Origin of the sequence: Sutcliffiella sp. NC1 (assembly GCF_027594365.1) — a bacterium.
Classification (GTDB): domain Bacteria; phylum Bacillota; class Bacilli; order Bacillales; family Bacillaceae_I; genus Sutcliffiella; species Sutcliffiella cohnii.
Genome location: NZ_CP115153.1, coordinates 3,776,866 through 3,799,112, shown reverse-complemented (window position 1 = coordinate 3,799,112; position 22,247 = coordinate 3,776,866). Strand labels below are relative to the sequence as shown.

Below are 22,247 nucleotides of genomic sequence, written 5' to 3'. Positions count from 1 at the left end.
GGACTGAACTGCCAGCCCCTATCTTTCACCTCAACCTTAATATTGTAAACCGTGTCCTAGTTTATAAACATTTCCTTCGCTGTCTTTGTAGGCATAGCTGATTCCTTCTGGCATATATTTATCTTTGTCATAGCCCGGAACATCATTTCTTGATACACAATTACCATCTTGATCGACAGCAATCACTTCTTCACTGGCTGGTAATGTCAACGGCAGGACACCTGTTGGCTGATAGTTTCCAGCCATAATTTCAAGCTGTGCTTTGTAGAATGTGTCGTAACCGGCAACAAGAGCATCTGCCAACGGTTCTACATTTCCTAGAAGCCATGGCAAGATAACATTTACACTTATTATAACTTTGCCGCCACGGCTACGGATGTTCTCTATTACTTCATTCAAATGCTCCAAATCGCTTAAAGTAGTTTCTGTATACGGGGTACCATCCAACGCTTTTAAGGATTTATTTTCACATAAACTGAGCTCCAACAATCCTGGTGTTGCATTAAAATAGGTGCCTGATTTCGGTTGCAGGAATAAGATAGCAATATCTGCTTCTTCATACGCATCGGTTAACTGAAATTGACCTAATTCCTTCGCATCGCCCAATGCCTGCTCCGTATACGTAGCTGCATGTTCTGTTTCCTTATGGTAGGCTTTTATATATACTTTTTTACCTTCCAGCTTGTCCGCTGTTAATGGGAGTGTTTCATTTGAGTTTTTCAATATGGTTACTGATTTTTTATGTGCTTCATATGCTGTATCCCAGTGTGCAGGTGTGTTTACTACCTTATCCGCATTTTCTGGTGAATTGTACGTACGATCATCAAACAGACCTAATGCAAACATTTCTGTAAGCAATCTTTCATTCGCTTCATTGATTCGCTTTTCACTGATCCAGCCATTATCCACTGCCGCTTTCAGGTTTTCTATATCATTTGAATCTGCAATGATATCTGTCCCTGCATTTACAGCTTTTGCAAAACGCTCTGCAATACTTAAACTTTCAACACCCCAGCTCATGTTATTGACGATACCACTGTCACTGTTAATATAACCTTTAAAGCCTAGTTTTTTACGCAGCATATATTCAATGAAATATTGATTAAACGCAAAACCAACCTCTTCGAAAGGAATATCTTCGCCTTCAAATTCCTGAACCACACTTTTCTTGATGCTTGGAATCGAGTAATAAGGCATGATGGAAGATGTTCCGTGTTCAACAGCTGCTCGAAACGGTGGTAAATGATACTTTTCTAAACTTCCCGGAGTAGGATAAAGATTCCATTTTCCTTCTTTATAATGCGGGTCAAACCCATTTTCTCTTGGTCCTCCACCAGGGAAATGTTTAGTTGTCATCGCAACGCTATCTTTACCTAATGTTTCCCCTTGGAATTCGTCGATAATACGACCAATTGCATCTGCAATAAATTCTGGATCTTCACCAAATGTACCATACGTTCGCTGCCATCTCGGATCTGTGACAACATCGGCCATGTACATATACCCTTTTCTCAAACCAGTTGCATTCCATTCCTTGTGGGCAGTTTTGGCAAATTCACTGATGATGGAAGCATCCCCACCATTTTTAATATCACCCATCGCTGCTGCCGCAAGACCCAATGTGCCTGGCCAAGTGGAAAAGATACCAATTGCATCATTCATTCCAAAGATAGACTCACCATTTTCATTTCTTGAATTGGAAGTAACGATGACTGGAATACCTAACCGTGTTGCCTCTGCTACTTCATTCATCGTATTAATCCATTCCGCTGTTTCACTCGGACTAAAATTATCACGTAAAATGAAATGGCGTAAATGTCTATTTTCGATGGTATGAGTCGTACCATATACTTTGCTAGTGGCAAAGATACTTTCTCCCTTTTCCACAATACCTTCATCTAACACACCATCATGGCTTGTTTTGCTCTTATCTTCCTGATAAAGACCCATCCTGCGCGTGTTAATCAGCATCATACCGATTTTTTCATCAATATTCATTAAAGAAACTAGGTTTTTCGCTCGTTCTTCCGGGCTTAAGCGCCAATCTTCATAAGGATCAAGCTTTCCATTGTCATTTAAATCTTTAAATGTGAAACCATCTTTTTCAATAAGCTGTTTGTTTCTAACTTCCAGTTTTGGTTGTTTGTGTTCCATGCGAGTTCTTCCTCCTATATTTTTATTTAATTGAATATAAGGTTGTTAGAGGGTACTGCGGTATTTTTTAAAGAACATTCTCACCTAATCCCTTACAACATCATGTTATAAAGCTAGTTTCAATAAACTGTTTTCCGATGATACGTAAGCTTCTTCTGTAACATCGATATGGGCATATTCCTCTGTATTTGTGATGACGACTGATGTAGTGATGTCAAACCCAGATTTTTCTATGTTTTTCCTATCGAATTCTAATAATAGATCGCCTTTCTTCACCTGATCCCCTTGCTTGATATGGACGTTGAAGTATTGCCCATTTAGCTTTACGGTATCGATACCTACGTAAATTAAAATTTCTGCACCATTGTTCGAAGTGATTCCAAGTGCATGCTGTGTAGGGAATAGAGTCGTAACTTCACCATCCACAGGGGCATATACTTTCCCTTCTATCGGTTTGATTGCAGCTCCTTTTCCGACTGTATTTGTAGCAAATAACGGTTCATTCACATCAGCTAATGGGATAACATTCCCTTTTAATGGACTGGAAACTGTTTCTGGCTTAATCACCTTTATATTATAGGTATCATCTTTTTTTCCTTGGAAACCAAGTACAAGTGTAAAGGTTAATCCTAACACAAAGGCTGCTCCGGCTCCGACTAAATGCTGACTGATAGGCGAGAAGGCAGGTATGGACAGTACACTTGGAAGAACAAAATCATTCATCACGACACCAAATGATCCATTGATTGCTCCTCCAATTGCCCCGGCCACAACAACATAAACGATCGTTTTTCTGTAACGCAAGAGAATTCCGTAGTAAATTGCTTCGGTTGTACCAGCCAGTGCACCTGGCAGGATCCCGCTTGCAGCAAGTGACTTCAGTTTATTGTCTCTCGTTTTGAAAAATATAGCGATTGCAACTGCGATTTGAGCAAATACAGCTGGTGCTGCCATGCCGATAATTGGGTCAGGACCATTTGCTAGGTTAGCAATCGCAAGTGGAATGATTGTCCAGTGCAATCCTGCAATAGTAAGAAATGTCCATGAACCGCCGAGAACCGCTCCTGCCAATAGTCCACTTTTATCACTAAGAAAAGTTATAATGGCACCAAGGCCTTCTCCGACTAAATTACCAAAAGGCCCAAAGAAAAGCATCGTTAATGGCACCAGGATAGCTAAAGATATAAGCGGATTAATAAACATTTGGATATCTTTATAGATGATTCTTTTTAGGCATTTCTCTAATCCTGCATAAACAAACATTGCAATAAATATAGGAAATACGGTTGATGAATAGTCTGCCAAATTAACAGATAGACCTAAAAAGCTGATGGATTCAACACCCGTGTCAACAAGGTTTACTATCTGGGGAGTTAAAAGAGCTGCTCCAATCGCTCCACCGACATAACCATTTCCTCCTAGTTTTATTGCAATCGTAATACCAAGAAAGACGGGAAGGAAATAAAATATAGAGTTTCCGGCAGCAGACAAGACAATATAGGTACCGCTTTCATTTGAAAGCCAGCCAATTTGACTTAAGACTGATAAGGCTGCTTTTAACAGACCTGCACCAGCAAGTACACCAATAATTGGGGCAAAGCTTCCAGAAATCACTTCGAGAATTTTAGATATCTTCGACTCTTTTTTTGCGACATTATGCTGACTCATTGTAATGTTCCTTTCTTTTTACTTGAATGGAGAAGCAAAGTTTTATTCATGCTATTTTCTAAACTCAATTAATGCGTTTACAAATTTAAATATTATTTTTTTAAAATACACCTACATGAATAGAATTTTATTTTGAATATATCTCTATATTATCTTGAGTTTTTGTTTTCACATAGGATAAAATTAGCGTTAATCGGATAAAAATCACACATTTGACAAATTTCGCATTAAGGTAGGAGATGATAAAGGTGTACTCAACTATTGTATCTACCGCAATAAAGGTTTCACATCTTACGCAATTAAATACATATGTAGTAGATATGAACGGAGATGTGATCTTTCACGATGAAAAATTCTCCATACCTGATTCCATGCCAGGCGCTAAGCAAAAGGATGTCCTGGAGTTCTTTCATAAACTAAAACAAATAAATCAAGTTTATACCTATATTAACCCTTGGGGGCTATGCTATTTAGGTTATTCTTTTTTGGAAGAGGGAAAAGTTAACGGTATCATCATTGGCCCTTATTTTGAAGTAATTCCGGATATGTACAGTTTAGTACTGCAATACAATCTCACCATTCAAGAAAGCGCTGAATTGAGAAGTTTGATTGAAAAGGTAAACGTTGTCACCACTGAGCAAATAAGCAGTTTCGAGGCAGTGCTTCAGCAATTTAACTCGATAATGGGAGCGGAAATAATCCCTGTAGTGATTTATTCAAATGAAAATGGAGAAAGCAAAGATAGGGATGCCAAAGTGGGCGATAAGGCTAATCTGATACAAGAGAGGTACCGTATTGAAAATGATTTTATGCATGCAGTTGAAAAGGGGAATAAAGAAGAGGCTTTAAAACTGATTAATTCAGGTAATACGCTATTCTCTTTTTCCGAGCGGTTTCCCAACCAGCCCCTCCGCCGACTAAAAAATTTAACTATCGTTTTAAATACATTATTGCGTATCGCTGCAGGAAACAGTAATGTCCCGGCGATTTTAATTCATCGTATCTCTGAAAGATTTTCCTATAGGATTGAGAATGGCGAAAATGTCGCAGCTTTACGCCGAATTCAGGATGATATGATTGGAGAATACAGTGATTTAGTAAAGTCAAATTCTCTACAACATTATTCCCAGATGATACAAAAGGTAATCGAGCACTTAATGAGCTATTATGATCAGCAAATTGATAAAAACGAATTAGCTACAATATTTCACACGCATCCAGGAAATTTATCAAGAAAATTTAAAAAAGAAACGGGCGTGACTATTACAGAATATCAACAAAACCTTAGAATTAACCAAGCGATACATTTATTAAAAACAGAAAACCTGCCCGTTGATGAAATTGCATGGATTGTTGGGTATAGGGACCCCTCTTACTTTGGAAGAGTTTTTAAAAAAGCAACGGGTTATTCTCCTACTGCGTATAGGGAGAATGGTTTTTGATAATGAGGAAACTTCTGGATTGTGACTAGAATACTATAATGAAAAAACCCCTGAAACGTTGATAAAACAACATTTCAAGGGTTTTATTTGCATTATAATGCGAGAATCTACTATTAACGAGAGTAGTACTCAACGATAAACGCTTCGTTAATTTCAGCAGATAACTCAGAACGCTCAGGTAATCGAGTGAACGTACCTTCTAATTTTTCAGCGTCAAAAGTTACGAAGTCTGGTACGAAGTTGTTTACTTCGATTGCTTCTTTAATGATATCTAGGTTGCGAGATTTTTCGCGAACAGAAATAGTTTGACCTGGTTTTACGCGGTAAGATGGGATATCTACACGAGCGCCATCTACTTCGATGTGACCATGGTTAACTAATTGACGTGCTTGACGACGAGTACGAGCAAGTCCTAAACGGTAAACAAGGCTGTCTAAACGAGACTCTAATAAGAACATGAAGTTCTCACCATGAATACCAGGCATTTTACCTGCGATATCAAATGTGCGACGGAATTGACGCTCATTTACACCGTACATATGACGTAATTTTTGCTTTTCTTGTAATTGTAAACCATACTCAGAAAGCTTTTTACGTTGGTTTGGACCGTGCTGTCCTGGTGCATAAGGACGCTTTTCTAATTCTTTACCTGTACCACTTAATGAAATGCCTAAACGGCGAGACAGTTTCCAACTTGGACCTGTATAACGAGCCATGAATGACTCCTCCTTTTATGTTATTATTTTGGTAAAATAATAACCGTTGTGAATATCTCTACCTAGTCATTATATTTTCATGTATCCTCGCTCTGCAGCAAAGAGTTACACGATACACCTTCGAGTTGCGCTCGAGGAACATAATGAAACTACATAGTCTCCACAATAGGCTGCTATATTTTACACAAAGGCTATTGTATAAAATTTTTATAGTAATGTCAAGTTGAAGTGAAAAACAAAGGTTTGTAATTCTACTAGAAATTGATAAAATAAATTAATAATAAAAAATAATAGGTGGTTATTATGAAAGAATCTAGAAAAGAAAGAATGGTGCGGTTTGGAATATTAGCCGTTGTAATTTCCTTTACTATATATTTATTTACTGTTCAATTTAGTATGTTTCAGCAAGCATCTCCAACCGAGGATAATGCTACAGACATCCCTTTTTTAGTAGAGGTCCTTCAAGAAAAGGATGAAAATCATGCTAATCCAATCATATCAATGGTAAGAGAAGCTGAAAACAAACCTGTTCTCATTTCTTATGAAATAAAAATCGAAAACAATTTCCAATTTTCTACTATAAATGCGATAGAATTACAAGAAAATCCAACTCGTCTATTAGCAGATGAATCGGAAGGGGTTTGGTTAGGAATGGATGACGACTGGACATTGTTTACGGAAGAACTAGAAATCGTTACAAACTCTAAAAATGTACCCGAGCAAAAGGAACAAAATTATGAAATGGTAGTGGAAGAAACGGAAAGCTACTATTTAATGAAAATAATGAAAGACGGAGAACTTCTTTTTCAGAAAAACTTTCAAGAACAACCACTATCTATAAAACGTTTATCGATTACGGAAGATTTATGGTTAGTTATTTTCAATAATGATGTCACAGTACTATTTTCATAGATATATAGTAAAATTTAACAAGAAAGTTTATAATATAGGCATAAACTACTAAAAGGTGAATGTAATGGATATTGGTCAAAAGATGATGTCTACTATTAAAACTGAAATTTACGACTATTTGATTGTAGAGAAAAGTTTTTCCGAAAACAAACTGTTGTATTTTTTAGAAAAATTACTTCAAAAAGAATTAAATGCACAATTAGTTACATTTAAATTAAAGGATGAAGAGAATTTTAATAACGAAAGATTATTTAAGAGTGAGAAAGAAAAGCTTATACTATCTTTAAGAGAAGATGAGACAGTAATAGGTACTGTTCATATTTACTTTTATGAAAAAATGAAATTCACTCACTCATTTTTACATGAGTTGTCAGCGGAACTATTTAAACTGTTAACTAAAATAAACTCAAGCGATTTTTCTACTCGAAGTGAAAAAAGATACGAGCAATTATATTCAGTTACTTCACTTTTTCACTCCTCCATGGAAGTGGAAACAGTGTTAAACGAAATTTTCAAAACTTTAAGAGAAATATACGAAGATTTTTCTTACTATTTATTATTGACATCGGATTATGAGAATCTTCAACATTTACCTGTGAAAAATCTAGAAATGGACACAACGAATGAAACAGCATGGCAAGCTTATGTTTCAGGTGAAGTTCAAACAGTAGACTCTATTTCAGAACGTAGATCGTTAGTGTATATTCCTTTAAAAGGAAAACAAGGAGTTTACGGTGTATTACAAATTATTAGCCTAGACTCGATGATTTTTCCGAAAGAGGAATTAAAGTTTTTAGTATTACTTGCAAATACGGCTGGAACAGCTTTTGAGAATGCCCAATTATATCAGCAATCAAGACAACTAATATCCGATTTAAAATTAATCAATGAAACGTCACATCAATTAAATACGAATTTACGTTTAAATGAAGTAACAACATATATGAGAGAAAATATTATTAATTCGTTTCAAGCGAAGGAAGTAGGTTTTTGTACTTTCCAAAGAGCAAATGAAGAAATTGAAATACTGGAAGGTTCAACAGACTTTTTTAAACACAGTTTGTCCAGTTCGTTTAAACATTATATAAGAAAGTATACTTTGCGTACGATGGAACCTTTATTTGTTGGAGATCTTCGTACTTTTGATGAATTCGATGATATTCAGTTTTGTTCCTGTATGTTAATACCGATGGATTTAACAAACGGGAAGATAGGAGCGTGTGTCGTCGTTCATCCATTGCCTTATTTCTTTACGTTTGATCAATTTAAATTACTACAATCTTTAATTCACCACTCAACACTCGCATTTAGTAATTCTATTTTAAGAGAAGAATTAGAAAAGTACGTCATAACAGACTACTTAACAAAACTTTACTCGAGAAAATATTTAGATGATAAAATTAAGCTGTCGATGAAACACGATTCATTCGGAACCTTTATTTTATTAGATATTGATGATTTTAAATTAGTGAATGATCAGTACGGTCACCAAATTGGGGACGAAATATTAATTCAAGTAGGTTCTGTTATAAAAGATAATTTAAGAGATACGGATATTGGAGCAAGGTGGGGAGGAGAAGAACTAGCTATTTATTTACCAAAAATAGATTTATCGCTAGGTTTACAAATTGCAGACCGTATTAAAAAACGAGTTAGTGAGCATACATCACCGTCTGTAACCGTATCATGTGGTGTGTCGTTCTGGCAAAAAGAAAAGAACGACAGTGCGAAGGAATTATTTTTACGAGCCGATACAGCTTTATACAAGGCGAAGGGGCAAGGTAAAAACAAAGTATCTGCCGGTTGAGTAATAGAAACAAAAATAAATTTTGAGCAGTAAAACTTCCTACAAAAGTTTTACAGCTCTTATTTATTTCATAAAAGAAAACGCTTTCATTATTGATTCAAATGGAATATGCTATAAAGAGAGGGGATAGGAGGGTTATATATGAAAAAAGAGCAAAAGTTTGAAACGAAAATAATTCATGACGGATATAGTAGTAAAGATTTTCATGGAAGTTTAGTACCGCCTATTTATCAAACATCAACTTTTTCATTTGAAACGGCAGAACAAGGGGAACGTCGATTTCGAGGAGAAGAGGATGGATATATTTATACAAGACTAGGTAATCCTACCGTAAAAATGTTAGAAGACAGAATTGCTTCTTTAGAAAATGCAGAGGCTGGTCTTGCATTCGGTTCAGGAATGGCGGCTGTGTCTGCAGTCTTAATTAGTTTAACAAAAAGTAATGATCACATTTTATGCTCACAAGGGGTTTACGGTTGTACTTTTGGTTTATTGCAAATGATGCAAGAAAAGTATGGAATATCTCATAGTTTTTCCATGATGCAAACCAGGGAACAAATAGAAGAGGCAATTAAACCGGAAACAGCTTGTATATATGTGGAAACCCCGATAAATCCTACGATGTTGCTAATTGATTTGCAACTAGTTGTTGAAATTGCGAAAGAAAGAAATATACCTGTCGTTGTTGATAATACGTTTAGCTCACCGTATCTTCAAAATCCTATCGACTTTGGTTGTGATATTGTCGTTCATAGTGCGACAAAATATATTGGAGGACATGGAGATGTTATTGCTGGTTTAATCGTTGGAAAAGCAGACACAATTAAAAATATAGCTATGACAACTTTAAAAGATATTGGTGGTGTGTTGTCACCGTTTGATGCGTGGCTCTTAATTAGAGGATTAAAAACATTACCTGTCCGAATGGATCGCCATTGTGATAATGCTGAAAAAATAGTGGACGAATTAAAGAAGCATTCAAAAATAGAATCAATTTATTACCCAGGAGATGAAGAAAGCCCTGCTTTTGATGTGATGAAAAAGCAAATGAGAAGGGGTGGTGGACTCATTTCATTTAAAATTAAAGGTAATAAAGAGGAAGCTCAAAAATTACTAAACGAGTTACAATTAATAAAAATAGCAGTTAGTTTAGGCGATGCGGAAACGTTAATACAGCACCCAGCGACAATGACTCATGCAGTTGTACCAAAAGAGAGTCGAGAGCAAATGGGTATAACCGATAATTTAATTCGATTATCTGTTGGTTTAGAATCTTGGGAAGATATATGGAATGACTTAAATCAAGCATTAAATCAAATATAACGAGAACGGCGCCTTTTATACAAAGGCGCCAAATTCTTATTTAATTTCTGCAAGAATTACTTCTACAAATTTTTCTAAATACAGCTGATCTACTTTATCAAATCTGCCTTTAATTGGACTATCAATGTCTAATACTCCGATTACTTTTCCGTTTTTTACCATAGGTACTACTATTTCAGACTGACTAGCAGCGTCACAAGCAATGTGGCCAGGGAATTGATGAACATCCTCTACTAATTGTGTCTCTTTTGTAGATGCAGCCGTACCACAAACTCCTCTTCCGAACGGGATCCGTACACATGCAGGTAAACCGTTAAAAGGTCCTAACACAAGCATGTTTTCTTCATCCGTTAAATAAAACCCGACCCAATTTATTTCTTTTAAAAACACATTTAGTAAAGCAGAGGCATTTGCTAGATTAGCAATCATATTTGGTTCGTCAGCAATCAATGCTTTTAATTGTTTTATAACTAATTCGTAATTTTCTTCACGCGTACCATTGTAATGTTCGACTTGAAACATCATAATCCCCTCACTTTTTTAATAGAAAATAAAGAAAAACATCAAATTATCAAGAAAACAGATAAACTTTGTCGACATTTATTAAAAGGATAAACGGAACTCTCATAGAAATCAACTAATAGAACTGAAAACTATTAAAGTAGAAAGGAGAATTGTATGGAAAATATAACGAAGCAAAAAATTATCGATTCTGCGATTACGTTATTTAATACAAAAGGGTATTCAGGAACGTCCGTTAGAGAAATATCAAAAATGGCAAAAACAAATGTCTCCAATATCTCCTATTACTTTATGAATAAAGCGGGACTTCAAGAATATTTAATTACTTCATTTTTTGATAGTTATTTAAATGTTTTAGAGGAAGGTTACCAACAATTAAAAACGATGGCTCCGAAAGAATGTATGGTGATGACGGTTAAGCTACTCATGCAATATCATAAAGAACATCGACATTTAGCACGATTCGTTTATCGAGAAATTACGTTAGACACTGTCTTAGTAAGAGAAGTAATGTCTACGTATTTAACGAAAGAAAAATTTTATTGGAAGGCATTTTTAGAGGAAGGAAAAAGACAGAAGGAATTGCAAGCAATTTCTATTCCGATGACGATTGTCCATTTGAAAAGTATGATAAGTATGCCTTTTTTACAAGCGCAATATTTAGCTGAAGTATGGCATTATATGCCTTACGAACCGAATGCGATGGAGCAATATAATAAAATGATAATAGAATGGCTAGAGCAATCTGTATTTGCATCACCATCCTATCATCAGCCATTAGCACTTTAGTTTTCTATAAGTAAGGTAGAATTAATAAATTCATACCCTTGCATCAAATCCTTAGCACTATGGGCGTCAGACCCATATATGAGAGGGATTTTTCTTTTTGCAGCTTCTGTTGCAATGCTAAGTGGTGGATACGTTTCACCGCATAACGGTTTAACGATACCAGCTCCATTATAATCAAGTGAGTACTTTTTCTGTACAATTAAATCTAATATTGTATTCGAGTAGCTCGATAACTCAAAAGGAGCTGGATACTTCTTTTTAAACTTTTCAACAAGTGTTATATGTCCAATCCTAGTAGGTTTATAAGGGCCTAAATCAGAAAGAATGGATTTTTTTAACGTATCAAAATACTTATCATAAACAAAACGAATATTTCCATATTGTTGAATGATAGTGTGAAAGTTATCTTCACTATAATCTATACAATAATAGTTATTTTCTTTTTTTATAAAATGAACAGATAATATACTATCATCGAGCAATAGCCCATATTCATCTAAAAAAGCTCGTGTTTCATGTTCGAATCCCTCGATATAATCAATTTCTAATCCGACGTTAACCTTTATATCTCGTTTATATTTTTCCTTTATCAGTTGGACATCTTTTAAATATTGTGGTAAATCACTCCAACTCATGGCGCTATCTTTTAAAGGAGTAGGGTCTATGAAGCCTTGTGGTAATGGAGCATGTTCAGTAAAAGAAATTTCTCTAAGATTGTGTTTCTTTGCATTATGAACATAAGCTTCTAACGTATCAGTCGACCCGTGCGGACAGTATGGAGAATGGACGTGTTGATCTCTCATTTATATAAAACCCCCTAATCAGCAATTTAATGTAAAAAAATTAAAATAATTGCTCAAAAATTGTCGTTTACATGGTATCATAATTACAATGAATACATATAAGATATAGACTTTGTTTACATATAAATTAGTTTAATATAAATCTATCGTTTTTTGAATGAGGATTAGTAGGTAAAAGGGGACTAAGTATGGAAATAATCATTGGTATTTTAACTATCGCAATCATCTTTGTTACATTCAGTTATTTTTCCAGAAAAAAGATATACAAAGAGATAGACCGGCTAGAAGAGTGGAAAATGGATATTACAAATAAACCGGTTACAGAAGAGTTATCACGTGTAAAACATTTAAACATGACTGGTCAAACAGAAGAGCTTTTCGAAAACTGGAGAAATAAATGGGATGATATTTTAACAAGACAGCTCCCTGATATTGAAGAATTACTATTTGATACAGAAGAATGTACGGATAAATATAAATTCAAAAGAGCAAACCAAACATTACATTTTATTGATGAGAAACTAGAAGAAATAGAAGAGCAAATAAAACAAATTTATTCAGAGCTACAAGAATTAATTGGAAGCCAAACAAAAAGTGTCGAAAAGTTTGCTATTATGGATGAAAAGTATAAAGAATTTAAAAAACAACTGTTAACACAACGCCATCAATACGGCTTATCGATCCAAACTTTAGAAAAAGAGTTAGAATCCCTTGTTGAGAAGTTTCAAGCTTATGAAGAAGCTACAGAAAATGGGAACTATTTAGAGGCGAGAGATATTGTTGCGAGGCTAGAAGAGGACTTTACAGAAATACAATATAAAATCGAGGAAATTCCTAACTTACTCATTGATTGTCAGTCAGTGATACCTAGTCAACTAGCAGAAATTCAAAGTGGTTCAGAAGAAATGCTAGGGGAAGGTTATGTACTAGACCATCTAGAACTAGATAAGGGAGTTAGCGGTCTGGAAGAGAAAGTAAAAGAATTGCTAACTCTATTAAAAGAAGCAAAAGTAAAAGAAGTGACTGAAGTTATAACAGGAGTTAAAGAAGAGCTAGAAGGATTGTATGACAAAATGGAGCAAGAAGTGCTAGCTAAACATTTTATCATGAAGGAAATGGAACCTACAAAAGAAGAGCTTGACATCCTTATGAATGAAGCGGCAGCGACAAAAGAGGAGACAGAAGTTGTTCAAGAAAGCTATCAATTACAAGATGAAGACATTGCAACTCAAAAAAGTCTAGACAAAAGTATTCAAACTCTTTACGATCGTTACGTTACATTAACAAACCAGCTTGATGAACAATCACTAGCATATACAATTTTAAAAGAAGAGCTTGAAGATATATTAGAGCAGATTATTTCGTTAAAGGAATTGTCTAGCCAACATACAACAAAGCTACAAGCTTTAAGAAAAGATGAATTAATAGCTAGAGATCAATTGTACCAACTTAGGAAGCTACTTCTAAACGCGAAACGATCAATTGAGAAAAGTAACATTCCTGGATTACCACAGCAATATGTAGAGCAGCTTACAACTTCACATTTGCAACTAAAAGCAGTAAGTGAACAATTAGAAGCGAAACCTTTAAACATGGTTGCGGTGAATCTTGTATTACGTGAAGCGGTAGAAATGATTGAAAGTTGTTCCGTAAGTATAAATGAGTTGTTGGAACAGGCCGCATTATCAGAGAAGTTAATTCAATACGGTAATAGATATAGAAGTAAAAATTTAGAAGTGCATACAAAATTGTTAGATGCAGAGCAACATTTCCGAAATTATGAGTATGCTAACGCTTTAGAAATTGCTGGTACAACATTGGAAAAAGTAGAACCTGGAATTTTAAGAAGTTTAGATGCTGTGGAACCGGAAAGTAAGAACGAATAAAAACGACTAATGAAAAAACTCTATTGGGCAAAAAGCCTAATAGAGTTTTTTTCTAGACAAAATATAACCAATTAATGCTCCAATTATAGCAGGAAAGAGCCAGCCGACTCCTTCTTCAAATAAAGGTAAGAAGGATAGGATTGCATTTATGGTAGGAAGATGAATTCCCGCAGTAGTTAGACCGTCAACAATACTTATGCAAGCAGTAAAGATCAGCGAAAAAATATAAACAGTAGATGGGTTATTTAAACGTAAAAATGACAAAACAATTAAAACAATTGCTAGCGGATAAATAGTAATGAGAACTGGCAATGAAATAGAAATAAGTAAATCAAGACCAACGTTGGCCACAGCCATACTAAAAAGACTAAAGATCGCTACGAATGCTTTATAGGAAATGGTTGGAAACGTTTTTTCGAAAAATTTACTACATGCAGAAATTAATCCTACAGAAGTAGTTAAGCACGCAAAAGTAATCGCTAATCCTAAAATGAGAGCACCGAATGAACCAAATAAATAATTAGCGGAACGAGATAAAATAACGCCACCGTTAGAAGCTTCTCCTATCGCTTGTAAACTTGTTGCCCCAAGGAAAGCGAGTGAAGCGTATACGATTGTTAAACCTATAGCTGCAATAATTCCAGCTTTCATACATAGAGTGGCAATCGTTTTTTTATCAGTAATTCCTCGGTCCCGAATGGAAGAAATAATAACAATTCCGAACACAAGTGCAGCAATAGTATCCATTGTTAAATAACCTTCAATAAAGCCTGTGAAAAATGGGTTAGTTGCATACGTTTCAGTTGGTGTACCAATCGTTCCCATCGGAGTTAAAATACTTTTAAATACAAGGATTCCTATGACAACTAATAATATCGGGGTTAATATTTTTCCGATGCGACTTACTAATTTTGTTGGATTTAAAGCTAAATAATAAGAAATACTAAAAAAGATTAGTGTATATATTAATAATGCAAGGGCATTATTTCCATCAGGTAAAAAAGGAACTGCACCAATTTCAAATGCGACTGTGCCAGTTCGTGGTATTCCAAAAAATGGCCCAATAGCTAAGTACATAATCATTGTGAAAATGATGCCAAAAGTAGGGTTTACCCGATTGGCAAGAACTTGTAAGTCCCCTCCAGAAAATGCAATCGCTAGTACCCCTAATAAAGGTAATCCCACACCTGTAATTAAAAAACCAATAACTGCAATCCAAATATTTGTTCCAGCAGACTGACCTAATAGAGGTGGGAATATCAAATTACCTGCTCCTAAAAATAATGCAAAGAGCATGAGGCCAAGGATAAAAACATCCTTTTTCGAAAATTGATTATTGCTCATCGTTGTCCCCCTAAGATGTATAATAAAATGTATCCGTTTACATATTACCATAGAAGTGAAGAAATTTGTCGAAAAATTATTCTTTTTCTTTTAATTAGTATGTAATCTTTGTATTATTATTTAATACTTAAGAAAAGGATTATTCTTTCTAAACACTAATGAATCTTTTCTTTCATCATTAGTGTAAATATGTTAGTATTAATAGTTGCGAAAAAGCTTGAAAACTGGGGGTTTTGCATTGATATATTTAGATAATAGTGCAACAACAAAACCTTATGAAGAAGTACTTCAATCATATATAAAAGTAGCAGATGATTACTTTAGTAACCCTTCCTCTCTACATCGCTTCGGAGGAGATGCTGAAAAATTGTTACAGCAAGCTAGAGAATCAGTTGCGAAACTGTTAAATGTTCATTCTAAAGAGATTATTTTTACGTCCGGTGGTACCGAAGGAAATAATATCGCCATTAAAGGTACAGCCTTAAGAAATGAGCAACGTGGTAGACACATTGTTACAACAGAAATTGAGCATCCATCTGTAAGTGAAGCGTGCCAGCAGCTAGAACAATTAGGATTTGAAATTACGTATTTACCTGTGACAGAAGATGGACTTGTTTCGCTTGATGTGTTAAAAGAAAGTTTGCGTCCCGACACGATTTTAGTTTCTATTATTCATGTGAATAATGAAACTGGAGTAGTTCAACCTGTTGAAGAAATAGGTAAAATAATAAAAGCACATTCCTCGGCTATATACCATGTCGACCATGTACAAGGGATTACGAAAGTACCGCTGAATTTTAAAAATAGTTATATTGATTTGTGTACAATGTCTGCACATAAGTTCCACGGCTTAAAAGGAAATGGGATTTTATATATAAAACAAGGCACTAAACTATCACCTTTGTTTGGCGGGGGGAATCAAGAATTAACGTTACGATCAGGCACTGAAAATGTAGCAGGTATCGTTTCAATGGCTAAAGCATTAAGGTTGTCACTTGAAAAGTTTAAACTTGAAAGTAATAAGTTAATGGAAATAAAAACATATTTAATAAACAATTTGCTAACTGTTCCAGATGTTATTGTAAATACACCTACAAAATCAGCACCGCATATTGTGAACTTCTCTGTTCCAGGCATTAAAGCAGAAGTGCTAATTCATTCGTTAGGAAAAGAAAATATTTTTGTTTCTACAACATCAGCCTGTTCATCAAAAAGAAAGGCCCCTAGTAAAACATTAATTGCGATGGGAAAGCCAAAGGAAGAGGCAGAAACAGCATTACGGGTTAGCTTATCTTACAGCAATACAATGGAAGAAGCGAAGCTGTTTTTAGAAGTTTTAACGAAATCAATCAAACAAATTCAACAAGTAACGAGGTTATAACATGACATATGATCACATTTTGATTCGCTTTGGTGAATTATCAACAAAAGGGAGAAATAGAAATTTATTTATAAGAACATTAAGTAGCCATATAAAGCAAGCTTTAAAAGAATTCCCGAGTATACAATTACAAAAAACTCGTGATCGTATTTTTATCGTATTAAATGGCGAACCACATGACGCTATAATAGAAAAAGTTAAAAAAATATTTGGGATACAATCTTTTAGTATAGCGATGAAGGTGAAAACCGATGTACAAGCTATGAAGGATGGTGCACTAGCTGCTATAAAAGATATGGATTATGAAGGGAAAACTTTTAAAGTCTCTGTAAAACGTTCTTATAAACAATTTGAATTAGAAACAAATGAGTTAAACTATGCAATTGGTTCACATGTGTTAGTCAATACAGATAATTTAACGGTTGATGTGAAAAATCCAGATATTAATATGAGGGTTGAAGTAAGACAAGACGCTACTTATATTACGAGCAAAGATATCCCTGGAGCAGGCGGACTTCCTGTTGGTACTAGTGGTAGAGGAATGCTAATGTTATCAGGTGGAATTGATAGTCCGGTAGCAGGATACTTTGCGATGAAGCGTGGAGTAGAACTACATGCAGTTCACTTCTTTAGTCCACCATATACTAGTGAGCGGGCGAAACAAAAAGTAATTGATTTGGTTAAAAAGTTAACACAATACGGTTCCACTATTAAGTTGCATATTGTTCCATTTACTGAAATACAAGTTGCCATTCAGAAACAAGTTCCAAGTAATTATACGATGACTTCGACTCGACGTTTTATGTTAAAAATTACCGATGAACTAAGAAGAAAAGAGCAAGGTTTAGCAATTATTACAGGTGAAAGTTTAGGGCAAGTTGCAAGTCAAACGTTAGAGAGTATGTTTGCTATTAATGATGTCACATCCACGCCGATAATCAGACCGTTAATTACGATGGATAAAACAGAAATTACTGCAATTGCTCGCAAAATAGATACGTATGACATTTCTAAACGCCCATTTGAGGATTGCTGTACTATTTTTACACCTGCAGCACCAAAAACAAAACCAAAATTAGAGAAAGTTTCGTATTATGAAAGCTTCTTTGAAAACATGGAACAGTACATTCAAGAAGCTGTTGCGAAAACCGAGACGATAACAATTACATCAGATTCGTTGGAAGCGGACGATGCCTTGTCAGACTTGTTTTAATTCACGTTCATGAATTTTAAGTAAAAATTGTAATCAATTACCACTGAATTGTTGGAATGATGCCATGTGTTTTTACACATTCTATACTCACAAGGAGGTGATAACACATGGCAAACAACAACAATTCAAACCAATTATTAGTTCCTGGTGTACAACAAGCTCTTGACCAAATGAAATACGAAATCGCTTCTGAATTCGGTGTTCAACTTGGTCCTGATGCAACTTCTCGCGCTAACGGTTCTGTTGGTGGAGAAATTACAAAACGTTTAGTTCAAATGGCTGAACAACAATTAGGCGGAAGTTCATTCTAATAATAATGGCTATAAGGTGGGGGAAACCCCACCTTTCGTTTCGCTCAAAAATATTTATTAAATGGGGGAACTTTAGAATGAAAGAGCAAAATCAAGTTCATAAGCAACAGCAAAAACAAGGAAGAAAACGTAGAAACGAACCGAAACACGCTAAAATATCTAATGAACAAAAAGGATAATGAATAATCCCTTACCATCACTGCATGTGTGAAAGGTAAGGGGTTTTTTGTTGAGATTTAGTAGAAAAAGGGAAGCGATAATTGATAAAATAAAAAATAAGGCGAATCGAAAAGGTAATGAAAAGGGAGATGGCTATGGGAACTATTTGGTACGGTGGTAAAATTTACACAATGTTAAATGAAGGGGAAACAGTGGAGGCGTTATATGTTGAAAATGGCTTTGTTAAAGATGTTGGTAGTTATAACAATTTAATAAAAAAGTATTCAAGTACAATTGATGAAAAGATAAATCTTCAAGGAGAAGTAATGTTTCCAGGGTTCACAGATAGCCATATGCATTTAATTGGCCATGGTGAAAAATTATTACGATTAGATTTATCGACATTTTTATCGCCAGAAGAACTGTTGAGCGCTTTAAAATATAAAGTGCAAAAAACCTCTCCAAATGATTGGGTATTTGGGGAAGGTTGGAATGAAAACAATTTTACAAATAGAAAAATATTTAATCGAGGCGAGTTGGATGAAATTGCTCCAATAAATCCCATGGTTTTATCAAGAATTTGTCGTCATGCAATATTAGTTAACAGCAAGGCTTTATCGTTAGCGAATATTACAAAAGATACACCAAATCCAGAAGGTGGAGTTATTGTGAAAGATGGAAATGGAGAGCCTACTGGATTATTACTAGATCAAGCGCAAGAATTAGTTAAAAATATAATTCCAAAATCAACCCAAACATATTTATATAAAGCTTTACAAACATCCATTAAAGATTGCTTAAGTAAAGGATTAGTTGGCAGTCATAGTGAGGACTTAGCCTATTATGGGAGCTTTCACGATACATATGAAACGTTTAAACAAGTCATCGAACAAGATGGCCTACATTATCGAGTAAACTTATTAGTCCATCATGAGATTGTCGATGATATGCAGCAAGAAGGTTATCGATATAAAGAAAGCACTGCTTTTATAACGTTTGGTGCAATGAAAATCTTTGCAGATGGAGCATTAGGTGGCAGAACGGCATTATTGAGTGAACCATATAAGGATGCACCTAAAAGTAGCGGTGTTGCAATCCATTCGAAAGAAGATTTATTTCGTCTAGTAGAAAAGGCAAGAAATTATCATATGCCTATCGCAATTCATACAATTGGCGACTTAGCCTTTGAATATGCGTTAGATGCTATAAGTATGTTTCCTGCGCCTGTTGGTGAAAAGGACCGTTTAATACACGCCCAAATTTTAAGGAAAGAGTTAATTAAACGTGCAAAGTTATTACCAGTTATTTTAGACATTCAACCGAGATTTGTCGCTTCGGATTTTCCTTGGATCTTGGAGAGGCTTGGAGAAGAAAGAATGGAATATAGCTATGCATGGAAAACATTACTACAAGAAGGTTTTATATGTGCTGGTGGTTCAGATGCGCCAATTGAACCTGTCGATCCACTTTTAGGTATATATGCAGCGGTTAGTAGAAAAGCAGAAAATGATCCAACTGGGAAAGTGTATGGGGAACATGAGAAGTTAACGATGTTTGAAGCAATTAGTTTGTTTACAAAAGGAAGCGCTCAAGCTGTTGGAAACGAAAAAGTTCAAGGTTTTATTGCCCCAGGTTATTATGCGGATTTTACAGTGTTAGAGGATGACCTTTTTAAAGTAGAGGAGGATCAAATTCCTCACGTGAAAGTGAAAAGAACGGTAGTAAATGGTGAAGTGATGTATGAAGCATAAAAAGGAGCAATTTGCTCCTTTTTGTACTTGTTTTATGGAGAGTTACCGGTAAAGTAATCATGAGTATAATCTGCTTACGTGCAAAAACCTACTTGCATCAATGCCTACTAAATTCTATAAAAATGTTCTTCTAACTTTTTCCCAGAAAGAATTGTCTTTTAATTTAACTGTTTTTATTTTTGTATCACTTAATGAGATTTCTAACTTTTGTACGTTTCTAATTCCTAATGCTTCATTATCTAAGCCGATGACCGGGTAATCGTTTCCATCTTGAACTACTTCCAGTGTTAATTTTCGCTCACCAGATAGGATGAATGGAGAGCCGAGAGTTCGATAGTGGTTGTTATTTAATGATGCAAGCTCACTTACTTGTATACTAGATAGCATAGGATCGACGACAGCACCACGAACTGATTTATTGTAGGCAGTGCTTCCGGTAGGAGTGGATACAATCATACCGTCGCCGCGGAAAGTTTCAAAGTGCAAGTCATCTATAAAAACTTCTACAACAAAAGTTTTAATAATACCAGACCGTACAGTACATTCATTCAAACATTGAAACTTTGTATTACCATCAATCGTAACATTAATAAAAGGATATCTTCTAACTTCAATTTGTTCACTTGTAATTGCTTCTACTATTTTTTCAGTATCATCAATATGGAAATCACAATAAAAGCTTAAAGTTTCTCCTGTGGCAATACCAGCATATAAACAGTCATCTTTAAATCCTGTTTTATGTACTGCTTGGAGGAAGGTTCCGTCTCCTCCTATTGCAACGATAATATTCGCTTTACGATAATCGTTTACGATTGTAAAATCATATTGTTTGGCAAGTTGAAAGATAGATTGGACCTTTTGTTCATACTTTTCTTCTGGTTTATAAAAAAAGTAAACGTTGCGGCGATTTGGCATGTGAATTACCTCCTATTTTTAAACTTATCTTAACTTTAACATAGATGTTATTACCAATTTTGCGAACTTTTTAGTACAATTTTATAATGTGGGTTTATTTGTTTCTTTATGAAAAAAATCAAAAATAAAGGGGAGGAACGTAAAATGAGTGGAAAACGATGGTTAGCTTTAGGAATTGCAGGATTATTATTTTTTGTATCCATTATTACATCTATGGCAACTTCGAAATCAGAAGGGCTTAGTAATGCGTTAGCTACTGATTTATTTAATACAGAAGAAGTATTTATGGAAAAGGTGTTAGAAAACGGTAATATTAATCGTAAAGTGTTAGTAATGGAACTAAATGGGGTGATACAGGATACTGGAGAATCCTTATTTATGACGTCTGGTTATCAACATCGAAAATTTCTTAAAATGTTAGATCAAGCGAAAGAAGATGATGGAGTAAAAGGAATTATATTAAAAGTAAATACTCCTGGTGGTGGAGTTTATGAGAGTGCTGAAATACATAGGAAATTAGTAGAAATAAAAGAGGAAACAGATAAACCGATATATATTTCGATGGGATCAATGGCTGCTTCAGGAGGGTACTATATATCTGCGCCAGCAGACAAAATTTTTGCAACGCCGGAAACATTAACAGGTTCAATTGGCGTTATTATGCAAGGGATAAACTTTGGAGAGCTTGCAGAGAGATATGGAGTAAAATTTGAAACGATAAAAAGTGGTGAATATAAAGATATTTTATCGCAAACGCGTGATATGACCGAAAGTGAACGGAGCATATTACAAGATATGGTAGATTCCATGTATAGTCGATTCGTTGATGTTATTGTAGACGGAAGAAATATGAGTGAAGCAGAAGTGCGCCAAGTAGCAGATGGACGAATTTATGATGGTGTTCAAGCAAAAGATATAAATTTAGTTGATGAATTAGGGTACTATGACGATGTTCTTGATGCTTTAAAAGAAGATTATAAGCTAGGTAATGTCCAAGTTGTCCAATATCAAGAAAATATCGGCTTAGGTTCATTATTTCTAATGAAAACAAGTTCTTTATTCCAGCAAAATGCCGAAATGCAGTTGCTGTCAACACTATTTTCTCAACCTAATGCACCAAGGTTGATGTATTTGTATGCAGAGTAGGAGGG

The 22,247-nt window shown here is 35.0% G+C and carries 18 protein-coding genes; 11 read left to right on the top strand and 7 right to left on the bottom strand.

Annotation, left to right across the window (positions count from 1 at the left end; all coding sequences use genetic code 11):
- Nucleotides 1-36 precede the first annotated feature (36 nt).
- A complete protein-coding gene (locus O1A01_RS19795; protein ID WP_066413153.1) occupies nucleotides 37-2,154 on the bottom strand; it encodes a glycoside hydrolase family 3 protein in 2,118 nt (705 codons plus the stop codon).
- A gap of 105 nt (nucleotides 2,155-2,259) precedes the next feature.
- Nucleotides 2,260-3,822 (bottom strand): glucose PTS transporter subunit IIA, encoded by a 1,563-nt coding sequence (locus O1A01_RS19790; protein ID WP_066413151.1) that lies wholly within the window; start codon nucleotides 3,820-3,822, stop codon nucleotides 2,260-2,262.
- Nucleotides 3,823-4,070: 248 nt separating this feature from the next.
- Here O1A01_RS19790 and O1A01_RS19785 point away from each other — a divergent pair, with 248 nt between their 5' ends.
- Nucleotides 4,071-5,264, top strand: coding sequence for a helix-turn-helix domain-containing protein (locus tag O1A01_RS19785; protein WP_066413150.1), 1,194 nt, complete (start codon nucleotides 4,071-4,073; stop codon nucleotides 5,262-5,264).
- 113 nt (nucleotides 5,265-5,377) lie between these two features.
- Here O1A01_RS19785 and rpsD read toward each other — a convergent pair whose 3' ends face one another.
- Nucleotides 5,378-5,980 carry a 30S ribosomal protein S4 gene (gene rpsD / locus O1A01_RS19780; protein WP_066413147.1) on the bottom strand — a complete coding sequence of 201 codons (603 nt, stop codon included), beginning with the start codon at nucleotides 5,978-5,980 and terminating at the stop codon, nucleotides 5,378-5,380.
- A gap of 303 nt (nucleotides 5,981-6,283) precedes the next feature.
- Between rpsD and O1A01_RS19775 the strand changes: the two genes are divergently transcribed.
- The 3 genes from O1A01_RS19775 to megL all read left to right on the top strand — a co-directional run bounded on the left by O1A01_RS19775 (nucleotide 6,284) and on the right by megL (nucleotide 10,022).
- Complete coding sequence (locus O1A01_RS19775; RefSeq protein WP_066413145.1) at nucleotides 6,284-6,892, top strand: hypothetical protein; 609 nt, start codon at nucleotides 6,284-6,286, stop codon at nucleotides 6,890-6,892.
- Between the two features lie 64 nt (nucleotides 6,893-6,956).
- Entirely contained in the window at nucleotides 6,957-8,699 is a 1,743-nt protein-coding gene (locus O1A01_RS19770; RefSeq protein ID WP_066413142.1) for a sensor domain-containing diguanylate cyclase, read from the top strand.
- Nucleotides 8,700-8,840: 141 nt separating this feature from the next.
- Nucleotides 8,841-10,022, top strand: a complete 1,182-nt coding sequence (gene megL / locus O1A01_RS19765) for a methionine gamma-lyase (protein WP_066413141.1) — start codon at nucleotides 8,841-8,843, stop codon at nucleotides 10,020-10,022.
- 36 nt (nucleotides 10,023-10,058) lie between these two features.
- Here the strand turns inward: megL and O1A01_RS19760 are convergent, their stop codons facing one another.
- Nucleotides 10,059-10,544, bottom strand: coding sequence for a GAF domain-containing protein (locus tag O1A01_RS19760; protein WP_066413138.1), 486 nt, complete (start codon nucleotides 10,542-10,544; stop codon nucleotides 10,059-10,061).
- 156 nt (nucleotides 10,545-10,700) lie between these two features.
- Between O1A01_RS19760 and refZ the strand changes: the two genes are divergently transcribed.
- Nucleotides 10,701-11,333, top strand: a complete 633-nt coding sequence (gene refZ / locus O1A01_RS19755) for a forespore capture DNA-binding protein RefZ (RefSeq protein ID WP_270064807.1) — start codon at nucleotides 10,701-10,703, stop codon at nucleotides 11,331-11,333.
- On the opposite strand, the gene hisJ is transcribed toward refZ, so the two are convergent.
- Nucleotides 11,330-12,136 (bottom strand): histidinol-phosphatase HisJ, encoded by an 807-nt coding sequence (gene hisJ / locus O1A01_RS19750; protein WP_270064806.1) that lies wholly within the window; start codon nucleotides 12,134-12,136, stop codon nucleotides 11,330-11,332. The two genes, refZ and hisJ, sit on opposite strands and share 4 nt — an antisense overlap.
- A gap of 188 nt (nucleotides 12,137-12,324) precedes the next feature.
- On the opposite strand from hisJ, the gene ezrA reads away from it, so the two are divergent.
- Nucleotides 12,325-14,022 carry a septation ring formation regulator EzrA gene (ezrA, locus tag O1A01_RS19745; protein ID WP_066413132.1) on the top strand — a complete coding sequence of 566 codons (1,698 nt, stop codon included), beginning with the start codon at nucleotides 12,325-12,327 and terminating at the stop codon, nucleotides 14,020-14,022.
- 36 nt (nucleotides 14,023-14,058) lie between these two features.
- Here the strand turns inward: ezrA and brnQ are convergent, their stop codons facing one another.
- Nucleotides 14,059-15,366 carry a branched-chain amino acid transport system II carrier protein gene (gene brnQ / locus O1A01_RS19740; protein WP_066413131.1) on the bottom strand — a complete coding sequence of 436 codons (1,308 nt, stop codon included), beginning with the start codon at nucleotides 15,364-15,366 and terminating at the stop codon, nucleotides 14,059-14,061.
- Nucleotides 15,367-15,604: 238 nt separating this feature from the next.
- Here brnQ and O1A01_RS19735 point away from each other — a divergent pair, with 238 nt between their 5' ends.
- From O1A01_RS19735 to O1A01_RS19720, 4 genes are all read left to right on the top strand, one after another.
- Nucleotides 15,605-16,747 carry a cysteine desulfurase family protein gene (locus O1A01_RS19735; RefSeq protein ID WP_066413129.1) on the top strand — a complete coding sequence of 381 codons (1,143 nt, stop codon included), beginning with the start codon at nucleotides 15,605-15,607 and terminating at the stop codon, nucleotides 16,745-16,747.
- Nucleotide 16,748: 1 nt separating this feature from the next.
- Nucleotides 16,749-17,960 (top strand): tRNA uracil 4-sulfurtransferase ThiI, encoded by a 1,212-nt coding sequence (gene thiI, locus O1A01_RS19730; RefSeq protein ID WP_066413126.1) that lies wholly within the window; start codon nucleotides 16,749-16,751, stop codon nucleotides 17,958-17,960.
- 107 nt (nucleotides 17,961-18,067) lie between these two features.
- Complete coding sequence (locus O1A01_RS19725) at nucleotides 18,068-18,271, top strand: alpha/beta-type small acid-soluble spore protein (RefSeq protein WP_066413123.1); 204 nt, start codon at nucleotides 18,068-18,070, stop codon at nucleotides 18,269-18,271.
- A 314-nt stretch (nucleotides 18,272-18,585) separates the two neighbouring features.
- Complete coding sequence (locus tag O1A01_RS19720; protein ID WP_270064805.1) at nucleotides 18,586-20,181, top strand: amidohydrolase; 1,596 nt, start codon at nucleotides 18,586-18,588, stop codon at nucleotides 20,179-20,181.
- 114 nt (nucleotides 20,182-20,295) lie between these two features.
- On the opposite strand, the gene O1A01_RS19715 is transcribed toward O1A01_RS19720, so the two are convergent.
- Nucleotides 20,296-21,096 (bottom strand): NAD kinase, encoded by an 801-nt coding sequence (locus O1A01_RS19715; RefSeq protein ID WP_066413117.1) that lies wholly within the window; start codon nucleotides 21,094-21,096, stop codon nucleotides 20,296-20,298.
- 144 nt (nucleotides 21,097-21,240) lie between these two features.
- Here O1A01_RS19715 and sppA point away from each other — a divergent pair, with 144 nt between their 5' ends.
- Complete coding sequence (gene sppA / locus O1A01_RS19710) at nucleotides 21,241-22,242, top strand: signal peptide peptidase SppA (RefSeq protein WP_270064804.1); 1,002 nt, start codon at nucleotides 21,241-21,243, stop codon at nucleotides 22,240-22,242.
- Nucleotides 22,243-22,247 lie beyond the last annotated feature (5 nt).